Below are 13982 nucleotides of genomic sequence, written 5' to 3'. Positions count from 1 at the left end.
CAGGGTTTCCCTAGGGGGCCCGCCGAGAGAGGATGTCGGCCAGCACCATATAAGACGACGCGACGTGGCTGCACATCAGCCGCCGCGTGGCGTCGGCATCCTGCGCCACGATCGCTTGCGTGATGCTGCGATGTTCAACCCGAGAGGACGCCAACCGTCGGCTGTCTTCGCGAAAATTCGCTGCGCGCCAGGCGACGGTGCGCAGGTTCAGTTCATCCAGCGTCGCGGCAAGGATCGAATTGCGCGCGCCTGATTTGATGATCTCGTGAAAGCGGCTGTTGATCTCGCTATAGGCGGTGGGGTCGTCACAAGCATCGCCCTCATCAAGAACTGCCGTCAACCTGCGCCGCTCGATCTCGCTCATGCGGTTTGCAGCAAGCGCGGCCAGCGTGCTCTCGACCTCGCCGGTGGCTTCGAACAGTTCGGCCAGATCTTCGGGGGCCATCCGCCGCACCACATATGCACGACGCGCCCCCCGTTCGGCCAGTCGGGCCTGCTCCAGCCGGTGCAAGGCTTCTCTCACGGGGGTGCGCGACACCCCGAACTGCGCGGCAAGCGTCTGCTCGACCAAGGGCTCTCCCGGTACCATCCGACCGGCCATGATCTCGTCGATCAGGCTTTCAAAGATGTTTTCTGCCGCACGAATAATCATCGCTCATCCATTTCCACTCATTTGTGCACTTTTAGCTTCCATTTGTATACATGTCCTTACAACCTGAATTCATAAACACGTCGGATGAAGTGGAGGATTCGACGAAAAATGCCTCGAAACCGGTCAGGGGCGCGCGAGTGGGGAAAACCCACCGCTCAAGGCAACCGGCAAAATTGGAGATTGGGAGGGGAAGATGCCAACAGGAAAGACAAAACATGACAAAGATCGACCACAAGAAAGTCCTCGCCGAACGATTGTCAGCGCGGTTCGGACGTAGAACTATCCTCAAGGGGATCGGTGCCGGTATCATGACTGCCGCGACCGGAACCATGCCCTCTCTTGCCCGCGCACAGCAAAGCGGTCACATCAAGATCGCCTCGATCAAGGTGATCGACACGCTGGATCCCCATTTTACCGGTTTCCTTTCCGCGATCCAGATCATCAACAACATCCACAACGGTCTTCTCAAGATTGCCTATGACGGCACGAAAGTGACCTTCGAACCCGACCTGGCCGAAAGCTGGGATCTCGAGGACGAAATGACCCACGTCTTTAAACTGCGTGATGGTGTAATGTTCCACGACGGCACGCCTTGTGACGCCGAAGCGGTGAAATTTTCATTGCTGCGCGTCAAGGAAGGCGAACCGAAGTCACCGCACGCCTGGAAACTGGCCCTGCTGGACCGCATCGAAATCATCGATCCGCTGACCTTCAAACTGATCTTCTCGCAGCCCTACGCCTTCTTGCCGGTCGCGCTTAATGGCTCAACCGGTCGCGCCGGTACCATCGTCAGCCCGGCCGCCGTGCAGAAATACGGTGCCGATTACGGCCGCAATCCGGTGGGCACTGGACCGTTCAAATTCGTATCCTGGAAAGAAAACGATTCAATCGAACTGGAAGCCAATCCCGATTACTTCGAACCCGGCCTGCCCAAGCTGGAACGCGCGACCTTCGTTCTGATGAACGAAGCCTCGACCGCGCTTGCAGCACTTTTGTCAGGGCAGATCGACGGCATGACGGATTGCCCCATGCAGCTTGTCGATCAGGTCGAAGCCTTCCCGAACGCAACGCTTTATGGTGAGATCGAGGGGAACTACACCTTCGTCGGCATGAACTGCAAACGCGGACCGTTCGACGACATCAACCTGCGCCGCGCCGTGGCTTGGGCCCTTGATCGCGACACGATCGTAAAGCAGGCCTATTTCGGGCGGGCGCAACAGGCCTATACCCCGATTTCGCCACCGATGACCGATTTCTTCGATCCCGACATCGCGACCAGCGGGCGCGGCCAGTGGTTCGATCTGGACAAGGCCAAGGCCTTCCGTGCAAAGGCAGCGAACCAGGGCGAAGTCGAAGCCGTCTACATGATGGCAGAGCGCGGCCCCGTCGGCACCCGTGTCGCACAGACGGTCGCACCGATGCTGGCCCAGATTGGCATCAAGGCCAAGCTGGAGCTTGTCGAACCCGCAGCCTGGGTCAAGCGCCGCAACGGGTCGGACTTTGACCTGTATGACTTTGAATGGGTTGCCGATCTTGACCCCGACGAAACGCTGTATCCCGAGTTCAAATCGGACGGGGCATGGAACTTTGGCGGCTGGGTCAATACCGAGTTCGACGATCTTTGTGCACAGGCGCAAGTCGTGCTTGATCCCGTCGCGCGTCGCAAGCTTTACCATCAGGCAGAAGACCTGCTGATGGACGAAGCGGGCATCGCCGTCATGGCCCACATGCCGATCTACAAGGTATTCTCGAACAAGGTGAAGGGGTTCAACTACATCCCTGCCGACCTCGTGAACCTGCATACCGTGAGCCTGGACTAATGTTCTTGCAGGCAGTCGGGAAGATCTCGCAAACCCTGGTTGTCCTGTTTTTCGTCTCGGTGGCCAGCTTCGGACTTCTGAAGCTGGCGCCAGGCGATCCGATCCAAATCATGCTTGGGTCGGAATATTCACAGGAAAGCTATGAGTCACTGAAAACCGAGTTGGGGCTCGACCAGCCCTTTCTCGCTCAATACGCGGACTGGGCGCTGCGGTTCGTGCAAGGGGACTGGGGCACATCCTATGTCGCCCGTGCCGAAATCTTCACCTATGCCTTCAAGGAGGCGCTGCCCGTCACGCTGACGCTCGCCTCCTTCTCTCTTGCCTTTGCGATCCTGATCGGCGTGCCGCTTGGCGTGCTTTCCGCGGTCAAGAAGGACACCATATTCGACGCGGGGTCTGCCGTGCTGGCTCTCACCGGCACCGCCTTTCCATCCTTCCTGCTGGGCATCCTGCTGATCTGGTTCTTTGCGGTAAAGCTCCAGCTGTTTCCTGTGATGGGCTATGTCTCCCCCTGGGAGGACTTCTGGCTGGGTCTCTATCACATGATCCTGCCCGGCCTGACGCTTTCGACCTATTTCATCGCCATGATCACCCGCCTGACACGCGCGACGTTGATCGAGGTCATGGAACAACCCTACATCGCCGCAGCCCGCGCCCGAGGCGAACCGAACTGGCGTGTCGTCTGGGTGCACGGCGTGCGCAACATCGCAATGCCGCTTGTGACGATCCTCGGCCTGCAACTGGGTGTCTTGCTTCAGGGGACCGTGCTGACCGAAACGGTGTTCAACCTGCCCGGCATCGGGCAGATGCTGACCTCGGCGGTGCTTGGGCGCGAATACCTTGTGGTACAGGCGGGCGTCATGATGACGGCAGCCCTGTTCATCGGTGTGAACCTGCTTGTCGATCTGTCCTATCCCTTCCTTGATCCACGGCTGAGGGCACGCAAATGAGCATTCAGACAACCGATGCGCCGACCGCGTTGCCCCCGGCGACACCGCCCGGCACCGCAGCCAAGGGCCGCAGATCCGTCTTTGTCCGCCGTCCGTTCTTTACGATCGCGCTGATCGTGGCCGTGGCCTATGTGCTGGCGGCGATCTTTGCGCCCTATGTCGCGCCCTTTGATCCGGTCCAGCAGGATTTCATGGCCATGATGCAACCGCCGACCACGGCGCATCCTCTGGGCACGGACAGTTACGGTCAGGATATCCTGTCGCGAGTGATCTATGGCGCGCGCTTTGCGCTGATCATCGGCATCTTTTCAGTGTTGATCGGGGCTGTTGGCGGCCTCGTGATCGGGCTGGCGGCGGGTCTGGCCGGGGGCTGGTCCGAATGGGCGTTGATGCGCCTGATCGACGCAATTCTTGCGCTGCCATCGCTGATCCTCGCGGTGGCTTTCATTGCGATCCTCGGCCAGGGCGTCGATAAAGTGGTCATCGCCGTGGGCCTGTCGATGATCGGCCCCTTCGCCCGTACCGTGCGCAGCGATGTCATGCAGGTCCGCGTCCAGCTGTTTATCGAGGCTGCACAGCTGATGTCCATCTCATATCTGCGCGTGGTTCTGCGCCACGTCCTGCCGAACGTCATCTTTCCGCTGGCCGTTCAGGTGACGATCCGTATCTCCGAAGCGATCCTTGTGTCATCGTCGCTGTCATTCCTCGGGATCGGCGTGACGCCGCCAACCCCCGACTGGGGCCTGATGATCGCCGAAGGGCGTGGTTTCGTCAGCTTTGCGCCCTGGATGTCGGCCATGCCCGGCTTTGCGCTGGCGCTTTTGCTGATCGCGCTGTCCATCGTCGGGGATGGTATCCGTGAAGAATTCGACCCAAAGCTCCGGAGGGACGCATGAAAGACATCTCTTCGCATCCCGTCCTGACCCTGCGGGATCTGACGGTGCACCGCGGCGCGGCCAAGATCCTTGACCGGGTGAACCTGTCGCTTGGCCAAGGGGAAACGCTGGCGCTGGTGGGCGAAAGCGGCGCGGGAAAATCGACGATCGCGACGGCGATCATGCGCCTGCTCGACAACGCCAGGGTCACGGGCACCGCCGAACTGGAAGGCGAAGGCGACCTTCTTGCGCTGTCCGAACGCCGGATGGTCAAGCTGCGCGGCCGCCGTCTTTCGATGATTTTCCAGGACGCAGGTGCCGCGCTGAACCCGTCCTACACCGTGGGTCGGCAACTTGTCACGACCCTGCGGCGCACGCAGGATCTGTCCAAGGCCGAAGCCCGCGAGAAGGCGATTGAGCTCTTCACTTCCGTCGGCATCAATGATCCCGAAGGGCGCATGTCGGCCTTTCCCCATCAGCTTTCGGGCGGGATGCAGCAACGTGTGATGGTCGCAATCGCCTTGGCGGGCAGCCCCGACATCCTGCTTGCGGACGAACCGACCTCGGCGCTCGACGTCACGATCCAGGCCCAGATCGTGCGCCTGATCCTGACCCTGACCCGCGCACGGGGCGCAAGCTGCATCTTCGTGTTGCATGATCTCGCGCTTGCCAGTCAGGCATGCGACCGGATCGCCGTGCTTTACGCAGGTCAGGTCGTCGAAAGCGGCCCGGCACATGATGTGCTGGAACGCCACCGACATCCCTACACACAGCAGCTCAAGTCCTGCGTGCTTGAAATCGGCACAAAGGATCTGTCGGCCCCCGAAGGCACCGTGCCCTCGCATGACCAGATGCCCGTCGGCTGCCGCTTTTCCACGCGCTGCCCGCGCGCCCTGACCCGCTGCACCCACGAGGCCCCGCCCCTTGTGCCTGCCCGCGACACTGCGACGGGTCCGCTTGATCACCATATCGCCTGTTGGAATCCCGAATGACCCTGCAACACCCCGCACCGACCCTGCCGAACGCCCCGGTCCTGCCGGTCTTTGAACTGATCGAGGTTGAACAGGTTTTCGAGGTTCCCAAACCCGGACGCGCGCTGTTCAGCCGTGAAACCGTGGGCCTGCGGGCACTGGACGGTGTCCGTCTTGGCATTCGCAAGGGAACATCGCTGGCGATCGTGGGCGAAAGCGGCTCGGGCAAATCAACCTTGCTGCGCGTGCTGCTTGGCCTTGACCGCCCCAGCGGCGGGCGTGCGCTGTATCGCGGCAAACCGATCCGCGAAGCCCGCGCCCAGGGGACCGATTTTGCCCGCGACGTGGCCATGGTCTATCAGGACGCACGCGGATCGCTTGACCCGCGCATGACGATCGGGGCGCTCATCGCCGAACCGCTGCGTCATTTCAACATCGTCCCGCCCGAAGACGAGCCTGCGCGCATCGCGCAGTTGCTGGATCGGGTGGGTCTTCCGGCGGATGCAGCAAGCCGTTTTCCATCCGGATTGTCGGGGGGCCAAGTGCGCCGCGTGGCGATTGCCCGCGCGCTGGCCTCGGAACCTTCGGTTCTGGTCGCGGACGAGGCTGTCTCGGGCCTGGACGTGTCGACGCAGGCACAGCTCTTGACACTGTTGCAGTCGCTGCAACGCGACATGGGGCTGACGCTGGTTTTCATCACCCATGACCTTGGGGTCGCAAGTTATCTTTGTGAAGAAATCGCCATCATGTATCTGGGCCGCATCGTCGAAACCGGCCCCACCGACGCGGTGCTCAATGCGCCGGTGCATCCTTACTCCGCGGCTCTGCGCGCCGCTGCGCCGCAATTCTTCGAACCGCTCTCGGAACCGCTGCCCGGCGAAATCCCCAGCCCCCTTGATCTGCCGAAAGGGTGTCGGTTCTCGACGCGCTGCCCGGTGGCCCAGCAGGACTGCCGGGCAAAAGATCCGCAACTTGGAAAGCTTGGTAGCGGGCGGGCCGTTGCCTGTCTCCATCCGCTTTCCCACCCTTGATCCACATCCCGCAAACGGCCCTTGAGCCTTGCCCTACAGGACGACTGACATGTTTGACTTCTTCTCCGCCCGACGCCCCAGCACCCTTGCCTCAAAGGCGATGATCGCCACGTCGCATCCGCTGTCTACTGCGGTGGGTCATGAAATCCTGACCCAAGGGGGCAATGCGGTTGACGCGGCCCTTGCCGCCGTTGCGGTGCAATGTGTCGTCGACCCGCTGATGACCGGTATCGGCGGCGACTGTTTCGCGCTTTATGCGCCCCGGGGCGGCAAAGTCAAAGCGCTTAACGGATCGGGGCGCGCCCCTGCTGCCGCAACGGTCGAAGCCCTGAAGGCCGCAGGTCTGGGCGATGAAATTCCGCAGACCAGCCCCCACGCCGTCACCATTCCCGGCGCAATCTCGGGGTGGTGCCGCCTGCACGCAGATCACGGGAGCCTGCCACTGGACCGCCTGTTCGCGCGGGCGATAGACTATGCCGAAAACGGCTATCCAGTCACGCCGCGTGTCGCGATGGACTGGGCCGCCAACGCCGCCAGCGTCGGCGGCGACGTCCATGCAGCCAAACTGTTCCTGCCCGGCGGCAAGGCCCCGACCGTAGGCCAGATGCATGCCCAGCCGTTGGTCGGTGCCCGCCTGCGCGAGATCGCAGCCAAAGGTGCGGCAGGGTTCTACGAAGGCGAGGTTGCCGCGAAGATGACCGCCCATTTGCGGTCGCTCGGCGGTTTGCACACCGAAGAGGACTTCTACGAAGCCCGCGACGAGGCCCATTGGGTCGATCCGATTTCGACACGCTACGGCGATCACGACGTCTATGAATGCCCCCCAAACGGGCAAGGTCTGGCTGCGCTGCTGATCTTGCGGATCCTGTCGCGCTTTGACATGGGCCAAGGGCTTTCCGAAGCCGACCGCATCCACCTGCACGCCGAGGCGACCAAACTGGGCTATCACCACCGCGACGCGTTGATTGGCGATCCGGCGGCCTGCCCCGATGTGGTGGAAACCCTGCTGTCGGACAGTGTCGTCGATGCGCTGGCTGCGCGGATCGACATGGGCCGCGCCCTGCCCCCGACGCTATGGGACGAACCCGAGCATAAAGACACGATCTATCTGTGCGTCGTCGACGCAGATGGTAATGCGCTCTCTTTCATCAACTCGATCTTTCATGGTTTCGGCTCAACCCGGCTTGACCCTGCGACCGGCGTCCTGTTCCATTCGCGCGGGGCGTCGTTCCGGCTGATCGAAGGGCATCCCAACGCGATCGCCCCGCGCAAGCGGCCGATGCACACGATCATCCCCGGAATGCTTTGCAAGGACGGCGTCGCGGTCATGCCCTTTGGCGTGATGGGGGGGCAGTATCAGGCGGCCGGTCACGCGGCGTTCCTGTCTTCGGTGCTGGACCTTGGCATGGATCTTCAGGCGGCAATGGATGCGCCGCGCAGCTTTGCCCATGAGGGCGTGTTGCAGATCGAGCCCGGCGTCTCGGATGAAGCCCGTGCAACGCTCGCCGCCCGTGGCCATACGCTCGCGCTGCAGACCAGCCCCATCGGCGGAAGCCAGGCGATCCACATTTGTCCCGGAACGGGGCTTTTGACCGGTGCCAGCGATTCCCGCAAGGACGGCATGGCACTTGGTTTCTGACCTAGCAGGGTCACAGGCCTGTGTGCGGTTGGCGCACGGGCCTGTCAGATGCTGTCACCATAAAGACTGGACAGGGTCTCTGGTCACCGCGAACGCATCGCCTAGGCCGCCTTTGCGATGACTGCAATTTCCCGCAGGGCAGCCATCAACGGCGCTTTCACAGGGGCCTTCACACCAAAAGGATTGTTCTCGATCAGGTCAATGATCTGATCTTCCTTGAGAAAAGCGGCATATGCCCCCACTTGCGCCAGCAGCGATTTGCCGGCCTTCGTGCGCCCTTCCCCAACCGCGCCCTTCATTTCGAAAAGGGCTTTCATCATCGCCGTCTGATTGCCATCCGTCACCCCGGCAAGGCCGGAATCCGCGATTTGCGCCAAGACCGGATGCCCCATCCCCTTAAGCGCCACTTGAAGTTTGGAAACACCGGCATCCACGCTTTCCTTGGCATCCTGCCAGATCTTCATGGGGTCCCCTCCTGAAGCGGGGCCCGGCTCCTGGGGGGTCGCAATCGCCAGCGCGAGCGCTTTCAGGTTGCCCTTTGCGTCGTCCAGCTCGCCGCTTTTGATCTGCTCGCTGATTTTCTTGACCTGCACAGCAAGGGGGGCTGCCTGTTGAGGGGGCAGTAATTTGATCTTGCCGACCTGCGCGATCAGTATTTTTTTCAGCTGTTCGGCAAGATTTGCCTGATTTGGCGCGTCGGTCGCCGGTGGCGCGGACCTTGTTACCTGGGTCAAGGCTGCCTCGAGCTTTGCCAGACCAAGCGCACAGCCCTCGAAGTCCCGCGCCCCCAACAGTTTCACGCATTTCTTGAGCGCCCCGCCGAGTGCTGCGATATGTTCAGGCGACGTCAGCGATTTGACCTGGCCCGACGCCACCACAAGCCGTTTCTTCAGATCATCTGGCGAAGGCCCATCAGTGGCAACATCTGCCGTATCCTCGACCGGCGTTTCAGCAGCGGTCAGATCAATGTCATCCTCGTCCTCTTCCGCTTCGGGCAGGGCATCTTCGTCGATGACCGCGCCGTCAGCGCCCAAGAGGACCGGCTTGTACTTCCCCAAACCCTCTGCCCGAAATTTCTTTTTGAGTTGAGCGACCATGCCCTTCAGGGGCCGTTGCGGTTGAAAGAACACCTCGGCCCCATCGATCCGCAAGACGCCGAAACAGGTTTTCTTGATCGCCGGGTCCTTTTTTACCTGCTCCCGCAGGGTCTTGCCGGGTTTGCGCATGTGCAGGACCAACCCGCACTCCTCAGGCTTGCTCGCCAGACCGAAGGCAAAGGGCATCTCCTTGCCCGAGGACTTTGCCTTCTTCAGCAGTTTTTCGACTTCGTCGGTCTCGAAAGCGGGGCCTGGCATCGGAGTCTCCTACGTCTGCGGACCGACCAGAGCCGTCCAATCTTCCACACTCATGTCTTCGAATTCCATATCCGGCTCGTCACCAGGCTCTGACAGGGTTTCATCCGGCCAGATCGTCTCGAAGGCGCGTTTGAAGATCGCGACCAGTTCGGCGTCATCGAAAGGAAACTGCTGGCCGGCGAAATCGCCAATACGCCCGTCAGGGTTCACGATCAGACTGTCGAGCGCAAGCCGCAGCCAGTCCAGATTGCCTTCCTGATAGGCGCGCTTGTGCATGCCGCGAATATCCGCGTCAAAATTGGCGAGGTCCGACATGGGCTCCGGGTTGCCTACCCCGCGCCCCATCGTCAAGAGGTTCAGGTACCCGCGGATCAGTTCTTTGCGTATTTTCATGGGATCATGTTTCCGGGGTCATTGTTTGTGTAGGCCTTCAATTCATTGTCCCAACCATCAGCGACAGGGTATTGCTGCATCATGACCCAGCGGCCCGGAATCTTGGTCGGGTCCGTGCCGTGCCGTTTTTTGTATTCCTTGGCGTAATCCGCATTGTCCTGCGGTTTGTGGGCCGCGTGCTCTGTCGGATCGACCGGCAAGGCCGTGGTTTCCTTCACGAACGCTTCCGGTTCCCAGATGAAATTCACATAGGCGCGGGTCAGGCCCTCTATCTCTTCGTAGGTCTCGTATGTCTTGTCAAAAACGATATCACCCGCGCCCTCGGTCAGCCGGACTTCCTTTTTCTTTCCGATGAAAGCCTTGTCGATCGCACGGCCATGTTCGACAGTAAAATCCGCGGATTCTTCGGGCGAGGTCAAAAGATCGCCCGTATACGCCATCTCCTTTTGCGAAATGTCCACGCCTTTGGCCAAAGCGGCCTGCGCGGCCAGTTCACGCCCGGCGATCCAGTCTTGCGGGCTTTCAAACCTGGACGACGCCCCGGTATAGGACGGCGCATCGCCGGCCTTGGCGTTAGGTGCCTCACCGGTCTTGAGCCGCCTGATCAGTTCAGGATCTGTCACATCCGGTCCGTGCCGGTCCAGCGAATGGCCTGCATTGCTGCCGATGCCGTCCACCATCTCGTATGCTTCGGCGGCTTCCTTGCTCAGCGCCTCTAACGAGGCCAGGATCGCGTCGAACGCGCTCAAGGCTTTTGCAAAATCGGGTTTCCTCGCCTCGTCCTCTGCAGCGGGTATCTTGCTTTCGATGGGGTCAAGCTCGCTGCTCGGCACCGCCGCGCGTTTCAGTGCGTTGATGATGCCGCCAACCTGAAAACGGGCCGTTGCCATCGGTTTGGCCTGCGCAAGCAGTTTTTTATGCCGTTCAAGCATCAAAAAGGCATCGCCGTATTTCTGTTCGGTTTCCGCCTTGTCCTTGCAGTTTCTCAGCGAAAGATCCAAAGCCGCTTCCGCACTGGGCAGTTTGAGGAATTTCTTGACCTGACTATGTGTTTTCTCGATCTGGGCCAGCTTGGCGCGGTAATCAGCGAGCGCGGTGGCAATTTCAAGATAGTCGGCATTCTCAAGAACCAGCTTCAGGACACTGGACCCTTCGACAGGTTTGCCTGCTATCGCAAGGATCTCTGCATCGCTGACGGCTTTCTTCAACGGGTCCACCAGCGTCGCTTCGGTTGGCGGCAAGGCAGCCAGCACGTCTTCGACATCAGCCTTGAGGGTCAGATACTCCGGCATCGCGCGCATCAATTCCAGAGCTTTCGGAACGGACGCAATGGCCAGATCGTAGTTTCCGGCGGTCAATGCATCCTCTAGCGGTTTTCGGATTTCATAAGTCCCGGCTGCCGGGAATTTCGCAACGATCCGATCCATTTCGCCCCGTTGATCCGTGACCCTGGCAAGCTTGAACAATGTCTCAAGCTTGGGGTGATATTTCGGCGCGCCGTCCGTAGCGTCGAAATTCTTCGCGACGACCAGCAATCTATGCGCCTCCCAAGTGGCATTCAGGTCGGCCAGCTCAGGGTCCCTGAGGGTCTTTTTCAACGCCTCATATTTGGTGCCAAGGGACGCGACTATCTGCTTGGACTTGCTCTCGGACATGATGTCCGCGTTGGCCTCGGCCCACGTGATAAGGTCCTTGCGGGCCTGACCCGGTTTGTTGCTGCCCTTGGCTTCCTGCGTTTTCTTGGCGGCAAGCACCGCCGTCTTGAATTCGGCGTTGCCCATCATCCTCATGTCAAAACCCCTCAGATATATCGCAAGGTTCTGTCTGTTCGTGGACAAATACGCGATCAGATCGTCCAGATGCTTGTTGGCGGCGACAAAGTCCTTCTTGGCATAGGCCGCGTCTTTGGCATCTTTCAACAGCGAACTATAATCCCCGGCGTCAAAGACTTGGCTGGACAAGATAATCTTCGCGCGCTTCGCATAGTCCTTTTCGTATTTCTCAAGCTTATCGCCGAACGCGACAGCATCGGCCAGGTTGTCAGCTGTATCGAGGTTGCTTTTCCAATCCTCCAACGCCGTCTTTGCCTTGGCGAAATCCCCGTTTACGGACTCAGCTGTGGCGACCTTCATCTGCGCGGCCCGGGCGTCAGTTGCAGCTTTCTGATCGTCCGTGTCTATGGAATTGATCAACAGCAACGTCGCGCGCGTCCAGGTGTCGAAATAGGCCCCGTAGGTTTCCGCCTCTCCGGCGACCTTCAGGAAATCGGCGGACGCGTCGTCCACGCTTTTGAACTCTGACGCCGCGACTGCCTTGGCCATCAAACCGCGCGCGGCCCCCAGAAGCTTTTCCAAATATGTGAAAGATCCTTGGTCCAAAAGCGAGGAGACCGCTTCGAACTTGTCTTCCGCCGATTTCAACGCCGCTTGCGCTTTGACACGCGCGGTTGCGATGACCATCTGTGTCGCGATGTCGTCGCCAAGAGACTGGATACCGGCGTCGATCGCGTCAAACGCATCAACGTCCACGGCGGCCATCGCCTCTTGTTTCAGGGCCTTGTACCCCCCTGCGAAAGCCTGCCGGGCACCGGAGCTAAGCACGGGCGCGATGGTGATCTTTGACAAAGCGGCCAACGCGGCTGTCCGGCGCGCAACGACGTCGTCGCCCTGCTGATCCATGCCGTCGGGCATGGTCCACGACTTGATCCGGAAAAAGCGTTCAGCCCAGTCCCTGATTGCCGGGTTATTTGCCAATGGATCTGGTGTTGTAGCCATTTGCCCCCCAAGGGAAAAACCGGGTATCGGAAGACCCGGCAACACACGCTGATGTGATCAACTATAGAGGGTGGCGAAAAAATTTGGCAAGACTCTTTTGCCGGCAGTAAAAGCCCAAAAAATCTGGGCCATTTTTTGATTTGGCACTCTGCGCGTCACGCCCAGCGCGGCGGCAATACAACACTTCCGTTCAATTCTGCGACGCAAGGTCCTTAGAATACGCGTGCCCCCGCGCTCCACGTTTCCTTTAGAACGGGCGTTCCATCCAGAACGGCAAAGCGGATCACATCCGCTTTCTGGCCCACACACAAGACGCCCCGATCGGTCAGACCGACGGCTTGGGCGGGCCGCGCGGTGACTGTCGCCATGCCACGGGGCAAGTCGCCCCAAAGATCGCCAAGTTGAACGGCAGCCATCAACAACCCGGACGGCACATAATCCGATGACAGGATGTCCAGGCGGTCAAGCCGGGCCAGTTCAGCCGCCGCCACGTTCCCCGAATGCGACCCCCCGCGAATAAGGTTGGGGGCCCCCATGATCGTCGCGATGTCGTGGGCATGGCAGGCATCCGCCGCCGCGACCGTGGTTGGAAACTCGGCCAGGGTCACACCATAAGCCTGGCTGGTCGCCACCTGATCCGGCGTGGTGTCATCGTGACTTGCCAATGTCGCGCCCAACCGCTTGGCGGCCTCTACCGTCGCGGCCTCGTGACCGGCTCCGAACTGCGCTTGAAGCCCGTATAGAAAATCAACGTAGTCGCGATATTCCTGATCCTCGAAACTGTATTTGCCGCGCACATAGGTTTCAAATTTCGACAGATCCGCGAATTGCCGCTGACCCGGGGTGTGATCCATCATCGACACAATACCGATCCTGTCCTGTGGGGAAAATTCGGCGAATTCCTCGGCCAGTGTTTCCGAACATATCTCGGCGCGCAGATGGATGTGGTGACTGATCCTGAGCAGGCCCGCCTGCCGCATGGCAAGGATCTCGTCCGTCATCTGGCGCGCGTATTTGCCGTAACGCTTGCTGGCCCCCGACACGATGGAGCCAACGCGGATCGCGTCGAAGACCGTCGTGATGCCGGTCCCCGCCAGTTCGCGGTCATGGGCCAGAATGGCCGCGCGGTAAGGCCAGTCGACTTTGGGACGGGGCGAAAGGTGCCGTTCAAGGTTGTCTGTGTGCAACTCAACCAGACCGGGAGCAAGGTAATCGCCCTCAAGATCAGTGGCGCCTGTCGACACCGATGTGCCGGTGTCGATATCCGTGATCATGCCGTCGCTCACCCGAACCGAGCCTCTGACGACCTCGTCATTCAGGATAAGGGTGGCGTTGGCGAAAATGGTTTGCTTTGTCATGTCGGTGTCACGCGGGTTTGGCAGATGGGACCATCTGCGGGTAAGGTCAAATATCCAAAGGACGGGCTGGTGTTCATGGCCATCTCGATGGTCGGTTTGGCGTGCTTGGCCCGATCGCGGGCAATGCGCGCCTTTTTACGGGAAAGGGCAGCAGCGGTTTATTC

11 protein-coding genes are annotated in these 13982 nt (G+C 60.4%); 6 read left to right on the top strand and 5 right to left on the bottom strand.

All coding sequences use genetic code 11. The annotated features are described in order from the left end of the window. Positions 1 to 10: 10 nt before the first annotated feature. The gene (locus tag RGAI101_RS01645) at positions 11 to 652 is read right to left on the bottom strand and encodes a GntR family transcriptional regulator (protein WP_008228360.1); all 642 of its coding nucleotides are present in this window, start codon (positions 650 to 652) and stop codon (positions 11 to 13) included. 215 nt (positions 653 to 867) lie between these two features. Between RGAI101_RS01645 and RGAI101_RS01640 the strand changes: the two genes are divergently transcribed. Genes RGAI101_RS01640 through RGAI101_RS01615 form a run of 6 tightly spaced genes read left to right on the top strand, consistent with a single transcriptional unit; the run spans position 868 to position 7938 of the window. Then, positions 868 to 2472, top strand: coding sequence for an ABC transporter substrate-binding protein (locus tag RGAI101_RS01640; protein ID WP_008225036.1), 1605 nt, complete (start codon positions 868 to 870; stop codon positions 2470 to 2472). Beyond that, on the top strand, positions 2472 to 3422 hold the full coding sequence (locus RGAI101_RS01635; protein WP_008228002.1) for an ABC transporter permease: 951 nt from the start codon (positions 2472 to 2474) through the stop codon (positions 3420 to 3422). Before RGAI101_RS01640 ends, RGAI101_RS01635 begins: the two co-directional genes overlap by 1 nt. Then, complete coding sequence (locus tag RGAI101_RS01630) at positions 3419 to 4318, top strand: ABC transporter permease (protein ID WP_008225654.1); 900 nt, start codon at positions 3419 to 3421, stop codon at positions 4316 to 4318. The genes RGAI101_RS01635 and RGAI101_RS01630 overlap by 4 nt, the downstream gene beginning before the upstream one ends. Next, entirely contained in the window at positions 4315 to 5289 is a 975-nt protein-coding gene (locus RGAI101_RS01625; protein ID WP_008226160.1) for an ABC transporter ATP-binding protein, read from the top strand. Before RGAI101_RS01630 ends, RGAI101_RS01625 begins: the two co-directional genes overlap by 4 nt. After that, positions 5286 to 6299, top strand: coding sequence for an ABC transporter ATP-binding protein (locus RGAI101_RS01620; protein ID WP_008227921.1), 1014 nt, complete (start codon positions 5286 to 5288; stop codon positions 6297 to 6299). Before RGAI101_RS01625 ends, RGAI101_RS01620 begins: the two co-directional genes overlap by 4 nt. Before the next feature lie 49 nt (positions 6300 to 6348). Continuing rightward, positions 6349 to 7938, top strand: coding sequence for a gamma-glutamyltransferase family protein (locus tag RGAI101_RS01615; RefSeq protein ID WP_008226885.1), 1590 nt, complete (start codon positions 6349 to 6351; stop codon positions 7936 to 7938). Positions 7939 to 8039: 101 nt separating this feature from the next. Here RGAI101_RS01615 and RGAI101_RS01610 read toward each other — a convergent pair whose 3' ends face one another. The 4 genes from RGAI101_RS01610 to RGAI101_RS01595 form a co-directional block, all read right to left on the bottom strand. After that, positions 8040 to 9293 (bottom strand): hypothetical protein, encoded by a 1254-nt coding sequence (locus RGAI101_RS01610; RefSeq protein WP_008229066.1) that lies wholly within the window; start codon positions 9291 to 9293, stop codon positions 8040 to 8042. A gap of 9 nt (positions 9294 to 9302) precedes the next feature. Next, on the bottom strand, positions 9303 to 9686 hold the full coding sequence (locus RGAI101_RS01605) for a hypothetical protein (protein WP_050763169.1): 384 nt from the start codon (positions 9684 to 9686) through the stop codon (positions 9303 to 9305). Then, positions 9683 to 12460, bottom strand: coding sequence for a hypothetical protein (locus RGAI101_RS01600; protein ID WP_008228772.1), 2778 nt, complete (start codon positions 12458 to 12460; stop codon positions 9683 to 9685). Before RGAI101_RS01600 ends, RGAI101_RS01605 begins: the two co-directional genes overlap by 4 nt. 212 nt (positions 12461 to 12672) lie before the next feature. Further along, positions 12673 to 13818, bottom strand: coding sequence for an alpha-D-ribose 1-methylphosphonate 5-triphosphate diphosphatase (locus RGAI101_RS01595; RefSeq protein WP_008229032.1), 1146 nt, complete (start codon positions 13816 to 13818; stop codon positions 12673 to 12675). Between the last annotated feature and the right edge of the window lie 164 nt (positions 13819 to 13982).

Source organism: Roseobacter sp. GAI101 (assembly GCF_000156335.1).
GTDB lineage: Bacteria > Pseudomonadota > Alphaproteobacteria > Rhodobacterales > Rhodobacteraceae > Sulfitobacter.
Note: the sequence above shows the minus strand (reverse complement) of the source record. Positions and strands in the feature narration are given on the sequence as shown.